The 17,620-nt window shown below is 74.0% G+C and carries 10 protein-coding genes; 8 read left to right on the top strand and 2 right to left on the bottom strand.

Features of this window, described 5'->3' with window-relative positions:
• Positions 1–6: 6 nt before the first annotated feature.
• Entirely contained in the window at positions 7–7,830 is a 7,824-nt protein-coding gene (locus ACZ4MF_RS14835) for a beta-ketoacyl synthase N-terminal-like domain-containing protein (protein WP_467492394.1), read from the bottom strand.
• Between the two features lie 168 nt (positions 7,831–7,998).
• Here ACZ4MF_RS14835 and ACZ4MF_RS14840 point away from each other — a divergent pair, with 168 nt between their 5' ends.
• The 4 genes from ACZ4MF_RS14840 (at position 7,999) to ACZ4MF_RS14855 (ending at position 10,109) form a co-directional block, all read left to right on the top strand.
• A complete protein-coding gene (locus tag ACZ4MF_RS14840; protein ID WP_467492395.1) occupies positions 7,999–8,385 on the top strand; it encodes a (2Fe-2S) ferredoxin domain-containing protein in 387 nt (128 codons plus the stop codon).
• Positions 8,386–8,415: 30 nt separating this feature from the next.
• Positions 8,416–8,556, top strand: a complete 141-nt coding sequence (locus tag ACZ4MF_RS14845) for an acyl-CoA dehydrogenase family protein (protein WP_467492396.1) — start codon at positions 8,416–8,418, stop codon at positions 8,554–8,556.
• Positions 8,553–9,650 (top strand): enoyl-CoA hydratase/isomerase family protein, encoded by a 1,098-nt coding sequence (locus tag ACZ4MF_RS14850; RefSeq protein ID WP_467492397.1) that lies wholly within the window; start codon positions 8,553–8,555, stop codon positions 9,648–9,650. Before ACZ4MF_RS14845 ends, ACZ4MF_RS14850 begins: the two co-directional genes overlap by 4 nt.
• 174 nt (positions 9,651–9,824) lie before the next feature.
• A complete protein-coding gene (locus ACZ4MF_RS14855; protein ID WP_362820081.1) occupies positions 9,825–10,109 on the top strand; it encodes a hypothetical protein in 285 nt (94 codons plus the stop codon).
• Here ACZ4MF_RS14855 and ACZ4MF_RS14860 read toward each other — a convergent pair.
• A complete protein-coding gene (locus tag ACZ4MF_RS14860) occupies positions 10,099–11,346 on the bottom strand; it encodes a glycoside hydrolase family 88 protein (RefSeq protein WP_467492398.1) in 1,248 nt (415 codons plus the stop codon). The genes ACZ4MF_RS14855 and ACZ4MF_RS14860 overlap by 11 nt on opposite strands.
• Before the next feature lie 174 nt (positions 11,347–11,520).
• Between ACZ4MF_RS14860 and ACZ4MF_RS14865 the strand changes: the two genes are divergently transcribed.
• The 4 genes from ACZ4MF_RS14865 to ACZ4MF_RS14880 all read left to right on the top strand — a co-directional run bounded on the left by ACZ4MF_RS14865 (position 11,521) and on the right by ACZ4MF_RS14880 (position 17,552).
• A complete protein-coding gene (locus ACZ4MF_RS14865) occupies positions 11,521–12,285 on the top strand; it encodes a hypothetical protein (protein ID WP_467492399.1) in 765 nt (254 codons plus the stop codon).
• A 146-nt stretch (positions 12,286–12,431) separates the two neighbouring features.
• Positions 12,432–13,436, top strand: coding sequence for an ABC transporter ATP-binding protein (locus ACZ4MF_RS14870; protein ID WP_467492400.1), 1,005 nt, complete (start codon positions 12,432–12,434; stop codon positions 13,434–13,436).
• Positions 13,433–14,797, top strand: coding sequence for an ABC transporter permease (locus tag ACZ4MF_RS14875; protein ID WP_467492401.1), 1,365 nt, complete (start codon positions 13,433–13,435; stop codon positions 14,795–14,797). The genes ACZ4MF_RS14870 and ACZ4MF_RS14875 overlap by 4 nt, the downstream gene beginning before the upstream one ends.
• Before the next feature lie 4 nt (positions 14,798–14,801).
• Entirely contained in the window at positions 14,802–17,552 is a 2,751-nt protein-coding gene (locus ACZ4MF_RS14880) for a phosphoesterase (RefSeq protein WP_467492402.1), read from the top strand.
• Positions 17,553–17,620 lie beyond the last annotated feature (68 nt).

Consider the following 17,620-nt stretch of genomic DNA (forward strand, 5'->3'; position numbering starts at 1 on the left):
GGGCGGTCACCCGGCCGGCCGGTCGGTCAGCCAGGCGCGGATCGCCGCGGCCGTGCCGTCGGCGTCGCGGTGCAGCGCGGAGTGGTGGTCGCCGGGGAGGTCCGCGCTGTCGTGGGGGAGCGGCCAGTGCGGCCGCCAGTCCGCGTCGGGGTCGATCCGCCGCATGTGCGCGGTGGGGCGGCCGCGGAGCAGCAGGGCCGGGACCGGTGACGGCTCGGGCCGCCAGTTCTCCAGGACGCGGGCGTAGCCGCCCCCGGTGATCAGCACCGAGTCGTCCAGCAGGTCCACCAGTTCGTCCGGCAGATCGGCACCGGCCGACACCAGCGCCAGCCCGCGCGGGTCGTCGCGGCGCAGCAGCCCCGCGTGGGAGTCGATCAGGATCACACCGGCCGGCGGATGTCCCGCCCGCGCGAGCTCCCGGGCCACGGCATGGGCGACCGCGCCGCCCGCGCAGTAGCCGACGAGGACGGGGGCCGTGCCGAGGGGCAGGGACCGTACGGTGTCGGCGTGCGTGCGCGCCAGCGTGGCCATGCCGTCCGGGACGGCCCGGTGGGGCGCGCCGAAGCCGGGATGCTCCAGCAGGAACAGGTCGTGTTCGCCGTCGAACCGGTCGGCCAGCGCGGTGGGCACGCGGTGCGACGGGGTGAGGTAGTCGGGGATGTACACCAGCGGGGTGCCGCTGCCCCACGCCAGCCGGACCGGCGGGACCGTGTGCCGGGCCCGTTCGGCCTCGGCGAACGCGGGCAGGGCGTACGACGCGAGGTAGCGCAGCCCCATCGCCTCCAACGGCCCCTTCTCGCACAGCACTTGGTGATACAGACGGCTGAAGCGGTACGACGCGCCGGCACCGGCGGAGGGGTCGGCACCAGCCACGGGGGATCCGGTGTCCGCCCGCGGCAGCCCGCCCGCCTCGACCAGCGCGGCATGGACGTGCGCCGCCAGCTCGGCCGGGGTGGGATGCTCCAGCACGGCGGTCGGGGACAGCCGCACGCGGGTGAACGCACCGATCCGGTTGCGGAGCTGGACGGCGGTGAGCGAATCGAAGCCCAGCTCGGTGAAGGCCCGGTCGGACGGGAGCGCGGCCGGGTCCGGGAAGCCCAGGACCGCGGCGGCCTCGGCACGGATCAACTCGGCCAACACCGCCTCCCGTTCGCCCGCGGCGACGGCCGCGAGCCGCTCGCGCCACGCGCCCGGCGCCTGCGTCACGGCTCCGACGGCGGCCGGTACGCCGGTGGCCGCCTCCTCACTCCGGCCCGCCTGCCGCGGCAGCAGGTCCGCGAGGAGGGCCGGTGTGCCCGGGGCGCCGCCCGCCGCCGTGAGGTCCAGCGGGACCGGCACCAGCACCGGTTCCGCACGGCGCAGCGCACTGTCGAGAAGAGCGGTGCCCTCCTGCTCGGTGACGGGCAGGACGAGCCCGTCGTCGAGGCGTTCGGGCGCGACACGGCCCGCCATGCCCGCGCCGCCCGCGATGGACCAGGGGCCCCAGGCGAGCGCCTGTGCGGGCAGTCCCTGGGCCACCCGGTGCCGGGCGAGGGCGTCGAGGAACCCGTTCGCCGCCGCGTAGTTGGACTGGCCCGGCCGGCCGAGCACACCGGCGGCCGAGGAGTACAGCACGAACGCGGACAGGGCGAGGTCCCGCGTCGCCTCGTGCAGGTGCCAGGCACCGTCCGCCTTCGGCCCGAGCACGGCCGCGAGCCGCTCACCGGTCATGGCGTCCAGCACGCCGTCGTCCACCACGCCGGCCAGATGGAAGACCGCGGTCGGCGCCGGGCGGCAGGAGGCGACCAGTGCGGCGACGGCGGCACGGTCGCTCACGTCGCAGGCCGCCCCGCGCACCGTGGCCGCCAGGCCGTCCGCCCAGTCCGGGACCCGGCCGCCGCGGCTGACCAGCAGCAACTGACGGACACCGCGTTCGGCGACCAGATACCGGGCCAGGCTCGCACCGAGCGCACCGGTGCCGCCGGTGACGAGCACGGTGCCCGCGGGATCCAGCGCGGGTGGCTCGGCGGCGGGCGGGTCCGCGAGGGCGAGCCGGGGTGCGCGCAGGACACCGTCGCGCAGGGCCACCTGGGGTTCACCGCACCGCAGCACCGCCTCGACCGTCGCCGGGGCGGGCGCAGTTCCCAGTCCGTCGGCCAGCACGATCCGGCCCGGGTGCTCGGACTGGGCGCTGCGCACGAGTCCGGCGACGGCGGCCTCGGCGAGGTCGGGATCGTCACCGGTCGCGTTGCGCGTGAGCACCAGCAGACAGCCCGGCCGGACATCGCAGGCCCAGCCGCGCAGCCGTTCCAGTACGGCGGTGAGCAGGCCGCGCACCCGGTCCGGGACCGGCAGGACGGCCGGCAGCGTCGCGGCCAGAGCCGGCACGTCCAGCACCTCGTGCCCGGGAACGGCGTCGTGGACCGGGGTGGTGGGCCGCCAGGCGAGTCGGTGGGTTCCGGCGGCGGCCCGGGGCGGCGCCGGGAGCGTGCGGGTGACCACGGACTCCACGGCGGCGACGGGGCGGCCGGCCGGGTCGGTCAGGGTGAGGCCGAACTCGTCCGGGCCCAGCCGCCGCACCGCGGCACGAGCGGCGTGGGCGCCGGGCACGTACACCGTCAGGCCGGTGCAGGCCATCGGCACCCGCGGCGCGCTCGGCCGCCCGCCCGGCTCCGCGGCCAGCAGCGCGGAGTGCAGCGCCGCGTCGAGGAGGGCGGGGTGCAGCGTGTACGCGCCGGCGGCCGCCGCTTCCCCGGGCGGCAGGGACAGTTCGGCGAAGACCTCCTCGTCCCGGCGCCACAGCGCGGTCACGGCACGGAACGAGGGTCCGTAGCGCAGGCCGTGCGAGGCGAGCCGCGGGTAGTCGACCGGGACCGGCACGGCGCCCGGGGGCGGCCAGGCCTCCGGCGCCGCACCGATGGGCGCCGCACCGATGGGCGCCGCACCGATGGGCGCCGTACCTGCGGGCGTCGGATCCGCGGTGGTGAGCGTCGCGGTCGCGTGCCGGGTCCACGGCCCGGGCGTCTCGGCCGTACGGGCCCAGACGGTGACCGGGCGCCCGCCCGTCTCGTCCGCCGCCCCGGCCACCACCTGCACCTGCGTCTGCTCCGCCGGGGACAGCGCGAGCGGCTCGTGGAGGGCCAGTTCGGCGAGCCGGACGGCGCCGGACGCACCGGCCGCCCGCGCGGCCAGCTCGGCGAAGAGCGTCGCGGGCGCCAGCACCCGGCCGCCGATCACGTGGTCGGCGAGCCAGGGGTGGCGGCTGGTGGACAGCGCGGCCGTGTGCCGGATGCCGGGTCCGTCGGCGTCGGGCTGCGGCCGCCCGAGCAGCGGATGCCCGGCCGGGGCCGGCTGCCGGACGGTGTTCAGCCAGTAACGCTGCCGCTGGAAGGGATAGGTGGGCAGCGGCCGGCGCCGGGCACCGCTGTCCGCGTACACCGACGGCCAGTCGACCGCGACCCCGTGCACATGCAGGGCGGCCAGCGACTCAAGTACCGTGCGCGGACCGGCACATGACGCGAACACCGCACCCGTGCCCGGTTCCACGCACTCCTCGGCCGCCGCGCTGAGCGCCGCGGAGGGCCCGGCCTCGACGAACGCGGTGACGCCGTCGTCCGCCAGCCGGCCGACCGCGTCGGCGAATCGGACCGTCTCACGCGCCTGCCGTACCCAGTACTCGGGGGTGGCGAGCGCGTCCGGCTCGGGACGGCCGGTGAGCGTGGACACCACCGGGACGGACGGGCGGTGGTACGTCACGGACTCGGCGACCGCACGGAACGCGGCCAGCATCGGGTCCAGCAGCGGCGAGTGGAAGGCGTGGCTCACCGGCAGCCGTCGCGCCGGCCGGCCGAGGGCGGCGGCGAGCTCCGTCACCGCGTCCTCGTCGCCGGAGAGCACGACCGACGTCGGTCCGTTGACCGCCGAGACCGCGACCCGGCCGCCTGTCCGGCCGAGCAGGAGCGTCACCTCGGCGAGCGGCGCTCGCACCGCGACCATCGTGCCGCCGGGCGGCAGGGCGGCCATCAGCCGGCCGCGGGCGGCGACGAGGCGTACCGCGTCGGCGCGCGAGAACACACCGGCGAGGTGCGCGGCGGCCAGCTCGCCGACGGAGTGGCCGGCCAACCGGTCCGGTCGTACGCCGAAGTCGGCCAGCAGCGTGTGCAGGGCGACCTCGAAGGCGAACAGGGCGGGTTGCGCGTAGTCGGTGCGGTGCAGAAGGCCGTCGTCGGGGGCGTCGATCACCGACGGCAGCGGCTGGTCGAGCAACGGCGTGAACGCGTCGCAGAGTCCGCCGAACGCCGCGTCGAAGACGGGGAACGCGGCACACAACGCACGGCCCATTCCCGGGCGTTGAACGCCCTGGCCCGCGCAGAGCAGCGCCACCTTCGGCCGGGTCCGCGCGGTGCCCCGCAGCAGCGCCGGACCGTCGACGCCGTCCGCGAGGTCCCGCAGCCCGGCGAGCAGGCCCTCGGGGCTGTCGGCGAGGACGGCCGCGCGGTGGGAGAGCGGGGCCCTGGCGGTCGCGAGCGAGTACGCCACGTCCAGCGCGGCGGCCTCGCTCGTCACGTCGGCCGACGCGGCCGCCAGCCGGGCGGCATGGGCCCGCAGCCCGGCTTCGTCACCGCCGCCGACCAGCCAGGGCGTCACCGGCAGCCGCCGCCCGGGCGCCGGCGCGGAGGTCTGCGAACTCCCCTCCGCCGCCTCCTCGATGATCACATGGGCGTTCGTCCCGCCGATGCCGAACGACGACACGGCCGCCCGGCGCGGCCGCTCACGGCGCGGCCAGGGGCGCGCCCGGTCGAGCAGCCGTACCGCCCCGGCCGACCAGTCGACGTGCGGGGACGGCCGCTCCGCGTACAGCGAGGCCGGCAGCAGACCGTGGCGCATCGCCTCGATCATCTTGATCAGGCCCGCGATCCCCGCCGCGGCCTGGGTGTGTCCGAGGTTCGACTTGACCGAGCCCAGCCACAGCGGGTCGGCCGGATCGCGGCCTTGGCCGTAGGTGGCGAGGAGCGCGCCGGCCTCGATCGGGTCGCCGAGGGCGGTCCCCGTGCCGTGCCCCTCGACGGCGTCGACGTCGGCCGCCCGCAGCCCCGCGTCGGCCAGGGCCAGCCGGATCAGCTCCCGTTGTGCCGCACCGCTCGGGGCGGTCAGGCCGTTGGACGCGCCGTCCGAGTTCACGGCCGATCCGCGCAGCACCGCCAGCACCGGATGACGGTTGCGCCGGGCGTCCGACAGCTTCTCCAGCAGTACCAGACCGACGCCCTCGCCCCACGCCGTACCGTCGGCGCCCGCGGCGAACGAACGGCACCGCCCGTCCGGCGACAGCCCGCGCTGACGGCTGAACGCGATGAACGGCTGCGGGCTCGACAGCACCGTCACCCCGCCCGCCAGCGCGAGCGTGCACTCTCCGGCCCGCAGCGACGCGGCGGCCAGGTCCAGCGCGACCAGCGAGGACGAACAGGCGGTGTCCAGGGTCAGCACCGGCCCGTGCAGCCCGAGGGCGTACGCGATCCGGCCGGAGGCCACACTGCCCGACGAACCGATGCCGATGTGCGACTCCAGCTCGTGCGGGGAGACGCCGGTGCCGTAGCCGACGTGCATCAGTCCGACGAAGACCCCGGTGCTGCTGCCGCGCAGCGTCGGCGCGGGAATGCCCGCCCGCTCCAGCGTCTCCCAGGCGACCTCCAGCAACAGGCGCTGCTGGGGATCGGTGGCCAGGGCCTCGCGGGGCGACATGCCGAAGAAGAGCGGGTCGAAGTCCGCCACGCCGTCGAGGAACCCGCCCCGGCGGACGTACGTCGTCCCCAGGTGGTCAGGGTCGGGATGGTGCAGCGAGGCGAGGTCCCAGCCCCGGTCGGCGGGGAAGTCGCCGGTGGCGTCGACGCCTTCGGCCGCCAGGCGCCACAGGTCCTCGGGGGAGGCCACCCCGCCCGGGTAGCGGCAGCCGACGGCCACGATCGCGATCGGCTCGGCCTGCGGACCGCGCCGCGCGACCGCCCCGGCGGACTCCGGCTCCGGCGCGCTGTGCAGCCGGGCGTCCAGGTGGGCCGCCACGGCGGCCGGGTTCGGATGGTCCCAGACCAGCGTCGCCGCCAGCCGCAGCCCCGTGCGCACGCTGAGCCGGTGCCACAGGGCCATCGCGTCCATCGAGGTCAGGCCGAGGTCGGCGAACGCCGTGCCGGGCGCGGCGGCCGCACCCCGCATCGCCGCGATCTCCGCGCACACCAGGTCGGTCAGGACGGCCCGCCGTTCGCCGGGCGTGCGCTCGGCCAGTGCCGCGAGCGGCGGCTCGGCCGGCCGCCCGGCCAGCGCCGCACGCAGCAGGGCCCGGCGCGGCTTGCCCGCGGAGGTGCGCGGCACGGCCGGTGCGAACAGGACCTCCTCGGGCACCTTGTGCGCCGACAGCACCGCGGCGCAGGCCCGCAGGAGCGCCGCCGGGTCGAGGTCGGGCCGCTCGGGCACCACGAACGCCACCGGCACCTCGCCGAGCAGCGGATGGGCCCGCGCCACCACGGCCGCGTCCCGCACCCCGGGCAGAGCGCGCAGCACGTGCTCGACCTCGGCCGGGTCCACGTTCTCACCGCCGCGCACGATACGGTCGTTCACCCGGCCGGTGACGGTCAGCGCGCCGTGCTCGCCGAACCGGCCCAGATCGCCGGTGCGGTACCAGCCGTCGCGCAGCGCACGGGCGCTCTCCTCGGGCCGGCGGTGATAGCCGAGCATGACGCCGGGGCCGCGCACCCAGATCTCCCCCTCGCCGCCGTCCCGCCCGGTCCGCGGATCGACGATCCGGACGTCCGTCCCGGGCAGCGGCGCCCCGCTGCCGCCGGGCACCCTCGGTCCGTCCGGCGCCTCCATCGCGATCTTGCCGCAGGTCTCGGTGCTGCCGTAGCCGTCCAGGAGCGGTGCACCGAGGCCCGCCGCGACCAGCTCGCGCAGCTCCGGATCGCTCGGCGCACCGGCGGTGACGCACCACCGCAGCGAGGGCACCGTGCCCAGGCCCGCGTCCAGCAACTGCCGGTACGTGAGGGGCACACCGCCGAGGACGGTGGGCGCGAACTCGCCCACCAGCCCGACCAGCGCGGCCGGTTCGGACACGGAGGTGATCCGCGCGCTCGCCCCGGCCGCGGTGGTGCCGAGGACACAGAACGAGTGCGCGTAGGTGTGTGCGAGCGGCAGCGGCCACAGCACCCGGTCCGTCGCCGACAGGCCGAGCCGCGGCAGATAGCAGGCGACCGACGACCACAGCGCGGACCGCTGGCTGGACACCGCGGCCCTGGCGGAGCCGGAGGTGCCGGACGTGTAGAGCAGCCAGGCCGGCTCGTCGAGGCCGAGGTCGTCGCGCGGCGCGGGCGACACCACGGCGGCCGGGTCCGCGCCGGGTGCCGTGGCCGGTACGACGGCGGCCAGGTCCTCGAAGCCCACGGCCCCTTCCGGCAGCGGGCCCTCGCCGGTCACCACCAGGCGGATGGGGCGCCCGGCCGTCAGCGGGGCCAGCCGGGGCAGGTTCCGCCGGTCGGTGACCAGCACGGCCGGATCGCAGTCGGCCAGCAGCTCGGCGAGTTCGGCATCGGTGCCGCGCGGACCCAGCGGCACCCCGACCGCGGCGGCCCGCACCGTGGCGAGCAGCCCCTCGACCAGCTCCACGCTGTTGTCGAGGCAGAACGCCACCCTGGCACCGCGGTCCACCCCCAGCCGGGCCGCCAACCCGGCTGTCCTGCGCTCCAGTTCGGCCCAGCCCACCCGGCGCCGGTCGTCGGCGAACGCCAGCCTGCCGCCGTGGCGCCGCGCGTTCTGCGCGAGCAACTCGGGGACGGGCCGCACCTCGAACGCCTCCGCCACATCCACCTGGCTTCTCCCTCGCTCCAACACCCGCTCCCTGTTGGCCTGTTGATGAGCCTACGGCGCTCACCGGCAGGTCAGCGGCAGCGGCTCGCGGGGGCGCCGGCGGGAGAGATGAAAAGATGGCCGCTCAGGGACACCGGGGCGGATCTCCCCGGGAGGGGAGCGGACGGCATGCCGGAGCGGCGGACGGAGGAAGGACCCGGGAGCGGGCGGGCGACGGCACCGTGCCGGGTCGTCGTGTGCCGGGACTGCTGCTGCGGCACCCGCAAGGTGCCCGGCGTCGACCATGCCGCCCAGACCGCGCGGCTGCGCGCCGCGGTGCCCGTGCGTGTCTCCGACTGCCTCGACGCGTGCGACCAGGCCAACGTCATCGTCGTACAGCCCTCCGCCGCCGCCCGGGCCGGCGGCGCGCGGCCGGTCTGGCTGGGGCTGGTCAACGATCCGGACGCGACCGAGGACATCATCGACTGGGTCCGCGCGGGCGGCCCGGGCCTGGCCGCCCCGCCGGACATCCTCGACCTGTACGCCTTCACGCCCCCGGGGCGCCGCGCGGTGTGACCGGCCCGGCGCCGCTCGTGCCGTGTCCCGTTGCACGGGGGGTGCGGGAACCTCGGCGCGCACGGCCTTGAGAAGATCGTCCCAGACCAGCGGGTGCACCGGATTCGGGAAGGAACCAACGAGATCATGCGCGTCACCGTGGCCCATGACCTGACGGAGGTGTCCGGATGACCGGCGCCGCGGGAGCAGCCGTGCCGCACGGCGACGAACCCGTCCTGTTCCACACCGCCGGCCGGGCCGCCCACATCACCCTGAACCGGCCGAAGGCCCTCAACGCCCTCGACCACGAGATGGTTCGCCGTATCGACGCCGCGCTGACCGCCTGGGAGCGCGACCCGGCGGTGCGGACCGTGGTCCTCACCGGCGCGGGGGAGCGCGGACTGTGCGCGGGCGGCGACATCCGGGCCATCCACGACGACGTCCGGGACGGCGACGGCACCGCCTCGGCCGCGTTCTGGCGCGACGAGTACCGGCTCAACGCCCGCATCGCCCACTACCCCAAGCCGTACGTCGCCCTCATGGACGGCATCGTGATGGGCGGTGGGGTCGGCCTCTCCGCACACGGCGGCGTCCGGGTCGTCACCGAGCGGTCGCAGGTCGCCATGCCGGAGACCGGCATCGGCTTCGTCCCCGACGTCGGCGGCACCCACCTGCTCGGCCTGGCCCCCGGCGAGCTGGGCACCCACCTCGCCCTGACCGGGGACCGGATCGGCGCCGGTGACGCCCTGCTGTGCGGACTCGCCGACCACTACGTACCCTCCGCGGCACTCGGGGAGCTCGTGGCCGACCTCGCCGGGCTGTCCGTGCACGACGCCCTCGCCCGTCACGTACGGCCCGCGCCCCAGGGGGAGTTGGCCGAGCGGAGGGAGTGGATCGACGCCTGCTACCGCGCCGGCACGGTCGAGGAGATCGTGGACCGGCTGCTCGCCCACGGCGACCCGGCGGCCAAGGAGGCGGCCGAAACCCTGCTCGCCAAGTCGCCCACCGCCCTGAAGGTCACCCTGGCCGCGGTGCGCCGAGCCCGGCGGCTCGGCCCGCTGGAGCGGGTGCTCGACCAGGAGTACCGCGTCTCCTGCGCCTGCCTGGGCACCCACGATCTGGTAGAGGGCGTCCGCGCCCAGGTGATCGACAAGGACCGCAACCCCCGCTGGTCCCCGGCGACCCTCGCGGAGGTCACCGACGCCGACGTGGACCGCTTCTTCGCCCCGCTCGGCCCACGCGACCTGGGCCTCGCCGGGCCCGGTGAGGCCCTGGAGACCGCGTAGGCGTCCGCTTCCAACCCCCACTGTTCCGGCGCCGTTCCGTCACGGCCGCCGCCCCCGTCGGCGCGGTCCGCGGAGCGGACGCGGTGCGTCCGGGAACAATCCCGCCGTGTCGCGTGCTGCACCTGGTGACGATGGCCGGGGCCGGAACCGACCGGCGGAGGGAGTGTGGGACCGATGACGACGGCAGCGGACGAACGGCACGAGGGCATCGAGCGGAGCCCCGTGGCCGAGTCCCGTCTCGTGACCATGTGCGGCCGCCGGATCGAGGTACGTCGCCTCAGGCTCGGCCTCGCGGACCGGCCCGTCAGCCGGATCGCCCTGGACGTGGGGGAGGACCGCGGCGGCGTGCCCGGCGTGTGGGCGTCGCTCACCCCGGACGAGGCACGCGGTCTGGCCCGGCTGCTGCTGCGCCAGGCCGGCGCGACGGAACACCCCGCCGACGACCCGTTCAGCCACTGACGCCGGCCGCCGTCGTCGACAGGTCGACGGCGCGGTCGACGTCCTTCGGCTGGAGCACGCGCAGGATGCCCTCCAGCAGGTAATAGTCGGCGTAGGGCAGCGAGATCTCGATGCCGTCCTCGGCCGGGCGGTTGCGGGTGCAGCGGGCGACCACGGCCTGCGCGCGCGTCGACCCCGTCGTCAGGCAGGTCTCGCAGAGGGCGGTGAGGATCCGCAGCGCGACGTCGCGGTACTCCGGCCTGCCGGTCGCCGTGGACAGGTCGAGCAGACCGCAGGCCATGACGGCCCCGGCCGACGCGTCCTTGACGTCATGGGGCTGCTGCGGCGCGCGGTAGTCCCACACTGGCACGTGGTCGGGCGTCAGCGCTCGTGTCGCGTAGTCGGCCAGGCTGCGCGCCGTCGACAGGAACGGCCGGTGGCCGGTGCGGCGGTACATCGTGGTGAAGCCGTAGATCCCCCAGGCCTGCCCGCGCGACCAGCAGGACGAAGGGCTGTAGCCCTGGACCGTGTCCGGTCCGATCGGCGCGCCGGTGTCGGGGTCGAAGTCGAAGACGTGGGGCGTCGAGCCGTCCGGCCGGGGGAAGTACCGCTGCGTCGTTCCGGCGTGCTCCACGGCGACGTTCAGGTACTTCTCGTCCCCCGTCCGCCGGCTGGCGAAGGCCAGCAGGTCGAGGTTCATCAGGGTGTCCATGATCACCCGGCCCGCGTTCTGCCGGGTGTCCAGCGCTCCCCAGGCCCGGATGAAGCGGCCGCGCGGGTTGTAGCGCCGGATCAGCGAGTCGGCCGCCTGTACGGCGCCCGCGCTCCAGGTCTCGTCGCCCGTCAGCCGCCACGCGGTGACCCAGGACGGGTAGAAGAGGAAGCCGAGGTCGTGGGTCGTGGTGTCGTAACGGCGGGGAGAGAGTCTGCGGGCCCAGTCGAGCGCCAGCGTGCGGAACATGTCGTCCTGGGTGCGCAGGTAGGCCATCCAGAGCGTTCCCGGCCAGAATCCGCCGACCCAGTCGCCGTTCTGCGAGAAGACCCACTTCTCGAACTTCGTGCCGACCGGGAAGCCGCTCACCCCCGGCGCGACGGCCCGCAGCTTGTGCACCGCGTAGTCGGCGGCCTCGGCGAGCGTGCGGGCGACGGAGGCCGCGGCCGTGGCCACGGCCGCGGGCGTGGATGTGGAGGCGGGCGTGGCCTGCGCCGCCGGAGCGACGGCGGCCACGGCGAGCACGGTACGCCGGGAAACGCTCATGACTGTCCTCCAACTCGGCCGACTCGCGGGGACGTGGGGCGAGTCTGGCACGGCGGCCTCGCCGGCGTACACCCATGTGTGTTCGGTTCATGTGTATGAACTTACGGATGGGCTGTCACCGGCCTCCCGTAGACTCCTCGATGATCATGCGGCGGCGACTCGGGGGAGTGCGCGATGGCGGGTGCGTGGCGGAACCGCACGGGAGACGGGCCGAGGCGGCGGAACTATCTGAAGGCCCATCACGCCGCCTGGGCGGTGTTCCATCCCGACTGGATACCCGAACCGCTCGACCCGTCCGTCGAGTGGCTCAAGCGGGTCCGGGTCGCCGCCGGAACCGTCGCCGCCGTCGGCGTCTACACCTTCGTCGAGGGCGGCTTCGCCTTCCAGGAGATGGCGCAGAACCTGCTGATCGCCTCGGGTGTCCTGCTGTTCATCACCCCGCTCACGGTCGGGGTCATGCTCTGGAGATGGCGGCGCGACGGCAGCCTGCGACCCCTGAGTCCCGTGCTGCTGAGGGCACTGGGGCTGCTGCTCACCTTCGTCGCGTCCGTCGTCGTGACCGCCCTGCTGCTCCAGAACGGCACCGCGCTGGGCGGCGGCCTGCTGATCATCCCGCTGGGCTTCGTGACGCTGTGGCTGGTCTGGTTCGTGGGCGCCGGCGCCCTGCGGATCACGGGGAACTTCTTCGGTACGGCCGCGGTGCACCGCTGTCTGCCGCCCCTGCTCGCCATCGTCACGACCTGGCTGATGGCCCTGCCCGACCTGTTCACCGGCGACCTGCACGGCCTCGGACTCAGGCTCGGGATCCTCTTCATCCTCGGCGCCCCGGTGACGGTCACCGCCATCGCGCTGTTCGAGATGGCCCGCCTCAAGCGGGACCACGGCATCCGGCTCACCGACCACCCGGCCCGGAGCCGCTACAACAACCCTTACACGTAGGACAGTTGGAACACAGACCCACCCACGCGGCGCCACCCGGAGCGAGCGTGCCGGTTGGCTTCCGTTCCTCTAGCGTTCAACTGGCGTCCCCTGCCACCGTTGTGTGCCCTCCCTAGCCTCCTTGAGGCTTGTGAAGGAAGGGGCTCATGGACACACTCCTCGCGATCCGGGCGCGCGGCATCACGAAGTGTTTCGGTGAGGTCGTCGCACTCGACGGCGTCGACCTGGACGTGGCGCAGGGTCAGATCCACGGTCTGGTCGGCCCGAACGGGGCCGGCAAGACGACGCTGCTCGGGCTGCTGCTCGGCCTCGCCGTCGCCGACAGCGGCGGCCTCGACATCCTCGGCACACCGGTCGGACGGACCTTCGCGGCACCCGACGGTGTCGCCGGATTCGTGGACGGGCCGGGCCTGTACCCCTCGCTCACCGCACGCCAGAACCTCGCCGCGCTGGCCGCACTGCGCGGCCAGGACCGGCGGGCGGCCGGCATCGACGACGTACTCGCCCAGGTCGGGCTCACCGATGTCGCCGACGACAAGGCCCGTGGCTTCTCCCTGGGCATGCGCCAACGACTCGGACTCGCCGCCGCCCTCCTCACCAGGCCCCGGCTGCTCGTGCTGGACGAGCCGTCCAACGGCCTGGACCCGGCCGGAAAGAAGCACGTGCACGGCGTCCTCAACCGGCTCGCGGCGCAGGGGACCGGCGTCGTGCTCTCCAGCCACCGGATGGACGACCTGGAGGCGCTGTGCTCCGAGGTCACCATCCTCGCCACCGGACGGGTCGTCTTCTCCGGCCCGCTGAGCAAGCTGGCCGCCGAGAACCGCGCACTCGACTACCGGCTCGTCACCTCCGACCCGCAGGCCGCGCGCAGGCTCGCGGCGGACGCGCCCGGGATCCGCACCGTCGACGGCGTCGGCGCGCGCCAGGGCACCGAGACACTCGTCGTCCGCGCGCTCGTGCCCGACCTGGACGAGCTCGTGACACGGCTCGTACGGGCGGGCGTCGCGCTGCGCGAACTCGCCCCCGTGGTGTCCCCGCTGGAGGTCGCGTTCCTCGCCCTCACCGAGCAGCAGGAACCGGCCACGGGGCAGCGGGACGCCGACACCGCACGGCACACCGCCGACGCCGACCGGCAGGAGGCCGACAGATGACCGCAACTGCCGTCGACCATACGCCCGTTGCCACGGCCGCCCGCGTCACCGTGGCCCGGGTCTACCGCTTCGAACTGGTCAAACTCGTCTCGCAGTGGCGCATCCGGCTGCTGGTCCTCGCCTGCTGGATCGCGCCCGGGCTCTTCGTCGCCGGAGTCGGCCAGCAGAGCACACTGCCCGCCGACACCCTCTTCGGCCGCTGGATGCTCGCCACCGGCTGGGCCGGACCCCTGGTGATCCTGGGCTTCTCGGGCACCTGGGCGCTGCCGCTGCTGACCTCCGTGGTCGCCGGTGACGTGTTCGCCTCCGAGGACCGGCTCGGCACCTGGCGGCATCTGCTGGTCGCCGTCCGCTCGCCCCGCCGGATCTTCGTGGCCAAGGCACTGGCGAGTCTGACCGTCATCGTGCTGCTCGTGGCCGGGCTGGCCGCTTCGAGCACGGTGGGCGGGCTTCTCGCCGTCGGCAACCATCCGCTGGTCGGGCTCGACGACCATCTGCTCGCCCCGGGGGACGCGGCAGGCAAGGTGCTGCTCGCCTGGCTGAGCGTGCTGGCCCCGACCCTGGCGCTGGCCGGCATCGGACTGCTCGGGTCGGTCGTGCTGGGCCGCTCCCCGATGGGACTGCTGCTGCCCGCGGTCGTCGCCCTCGTGATGCAGCTCGCCCAGATGCTGCCGCTGCCCGTCGCCGTCCGGCTCGCCCTGCCCAGCTGGGCGTTCATCTCCTGGAACGGCCTGTTCGCCGACCCGGGCCAGCTCGGCCCGCTGGTCATCGGCATCGCCGTCAGCCTGGTGTGGGCGGTGACGGCGACGGCTATCGCCTATCTGCTGTTCCTGCGGCGCGACTTCACCAACTCCGCCGACGACCGGTCGGCGCGCCGCGCGGTCACCGCCGGACTCCTGCCGATCGCCGGGCTCATCGCCGTCACCGTCGCGGTCGTCGCCGCGGCGACCGGCGCGACCACCGGCTCCGGGATCCGGCAGGACAAGGTGCAGCGCTCACTGGCCACGGCCTTCGCGCACCTCTACCGGATGCAGACCGCGCAGCTCAACCGGCCCGCCGTCACCGAGGCACAACTGAAGTCCTCGGCCGCCTGCACCAAGGGCGACGTCGCGGACGACGCACAAGGGGCCGGCAACGACTGGCGCTGCGTCGTCTCCTGGCACCTGCCCGGCACCCGGACCGTGGGGCAGGCCGTCTACCAGCTCGACATCACCGCCGACGGGCGGTTCGTGGCCGACGGCGACGGACCGAAGGAAGTGAACGGCTACTTCCTGGTGCGCACCTCGACCGGAGACGCGCCCAACCCGCTCTGGCAGTTCGACGGCACTGTCGACCTGCTCTCCACCTCCCCGAAGGGATGACGTCATGCAGATAACGCGCCGACGCCGGCAAGCCGAGAAGGAGTACTTCGTCCTGCTCGGCAGACAAGTCGGCCGCCGGGCGACGCTGCTCACGGCATGCATCACCACGGCGGCCCTGGCCACCGGCACCGCCGTGGCCTCGACACAGCAGTTCGGCAAAGAGCAGGTCGGCCAGGTCACCGACAAGGGCCAGGTCATCTCCAGCGACCAGTACCTCAACCCGTACGGCAGCCGCCTCGTCATCAACGACGGCAAGATCATGTCGTCGACGGTCAGCCCGGACGGCAGCCACCTCGCCGCCGCGGTCACCGACGGGGACGCGGCACTGGTCCTCGTGGACCTCAAGACCGGACAGGTGAAGCAGAAGGTCGGCACCAACGCGGCCGACGACCTGCGCATCAAGAGCGCCGCCGTCGGCCAGGAGGGCCCGACGTACTCGCCCGACGGCAAGCAGCTGTGGCTGGGCCAGACCGACGGCTACACCAAGTTCACCGTGAACGCCGACGGCACCCTCGCCAACCCGGTGACCGTCTCGATCCCGGCCGACGGCGACAAGCACGCCCTGGCGAGCGCGGCGGTGTTCTCCGCCGACGGCTCCACCGTGTACTCCGCGGTCAACGGCCAGAACCGGGTGGTCGCCATCGACGCGGCGACCGGCGCCGTCAAGCAGACCTGGTCCGTGGGCAACGCCCCGCGCGGCCTGGTCCAGGTCGGCGACAAGCTCTACGTCGGCAACGAGGGCGGCCGCCCGGCGAAGGCCGGCGACACCACGATCAACTCCTACGGCACCCAGGTGCCCGCCAACCCCAGGACCGGTGCCACCACCACCGGCACGGTCAGCGTCATCGACCTGAAGAACGCCTCCGCCGCCGTCGGCACCATCGACGTCGGCCTGCACCCGACGGCCGTGTACGCCAAGAACGGCGCGGTGTTCGTCACCAACACCGCCGACAACAACGTGTCGGTCATCAGCACCAAGAACGACAAGGTCGTCCAGACCATCTCCACCCAGCCCTGGCCGGAGGCCTCGGTCGGCTACGAGCCCGACGCGGTCACCCTCACCGACGACGGGCACCTGCTCGTGACGCTCGGCCGCGCCAACGCGGTCGCCGTCTACCGCTACACCTCCGCGCAGGAGCCGGTCTCCTACGTCGGCCTGCTCCCGACGGACTACTTCCCCTCCGAGATCACCACCGTGGGCAAGACGGTGGTCGTCTCCAACACCCGTGGCATCGACGCCCGCCGCCCCGACAGCGCCGGCCACGCCACCCACGACACGACGTCCAGCCTGACGCGGTTCGCGCTGCCCAGCGACCGGACCATCCGCTCCGAGACCCGCAAGGTCTTCCAGCAGAACGGCTGGACCGCGGGCGCGGTGCGGACGGCGAACAAGCACAGCAAGGCCAGGGCGGTGCCGGTCCCGGCGCGCCTCGGCGACCCCTCGACGATCAAGCACGTCTTCCTCATCGTCAAGGAGAACCGGACCTACGACCAGGTCTACGGCGACATCGCGAAGGGCAACGGCGACCCGTCGCTGACCCAGTTCGGCGAGAATGTGACGCCCAACCAGCACGCGCTGGCCGAGCAGTTCGGGCTCTACGACAACACGTACGACATCGGCACGAACTCGGCCGAGGGCCACAACTGGCTGATGCAGGCCGACAACCCCGAGTACACCGAGTCCTCGGCCGGTGAGTACCAGCGCAGCTACGACACCGAGGACGACGCGCTCGGCCACCAGAAGTCGGGCTTCCTGTGGTCCGGTGCGCAGGCGGCCGGCAAGTCCGTGCGGGACTTCGGCGAGTTCCAGCAGTTCCTGACCAAGCCGTCGGGCGCGAGCTGGCAGAACCTGTACTGCGACGCCAAGAACATGGCCGCGACCGGGCAGGGCACCGCCTACCCGCTGAACTCGTCCTCGCCGATCCCCTCGCTCAACAGCGTGTCGGTGCCCGGCTTCCCGAAGTTCGACACCAGCGTCCCGGACGTCTACCGGGAGCAGATCTGGAAGCAGGACTTCGCGAAGAACGGTCCGGCGAACCTGAACATGTTCTGGCTCTCCAGCGACCACACCGGCGGTCCGGCGAGCCCCGCGGCCCAGGTCGCGGACAACGACCTCGCGACCGGCAAGATCGTCGACGAGATCTCGCACAGCAAGTACTGGAAGGACTCGGCGATCTTCGTCGTCGAGGACGACTCCCAGGCCGGCCTCGACCACGTCGACGGCCACCGTGCGCCCATCCAGATCATCAGCCCCTGGGCCCAGCACGACACGGTCGACAGCCACTACTACTCGCAGATCACCATGATCCGCACCATCGAGCAGATCCTCGGGATCCACCCGATGAACCAGAAGGACAGCGCGGCCACCCCGATGCGCGGCGCCTTCACCAGCCACCCGGACGACACGCCGTTCACGGCGCTGCCCAACCGGACCTCGCTGACCGACGGTCTGAGCACCCCGCCGTCCTGCGGCGTGGACACCCCGGCGAAGCAGAACACCAAGGCGGCGCTCGTCCCGGCGACGAAGGTCCCGGCGGACGAGAAGTCGCTCGTGTCCGAGTGGAACGACTGGAGGTCGACGCAGCGGCTGACCGGCCCGAACGCCGTGCCCGACTACGCCAACCCCGAGCAGATGAACCACCTCACCTGGTACGAGACCCACAACTGGAGCACGCCGTACCCCGGCGAGAAGAAGATCTTCGCTCCGAACGACGTACCGGGCGCGTACATCCCGTCCGCGGAGAACGACGGCTGACCCAGCCCCGGACCACGAAAACGTGCGGCGCATCTCTTGTGGGGGGAGAGGTGCGCCGCACGCGTGCA

The sequence above is a fragment of the Streptomyces sp. NPDC025793 genome, assembly GCF_055558375.1.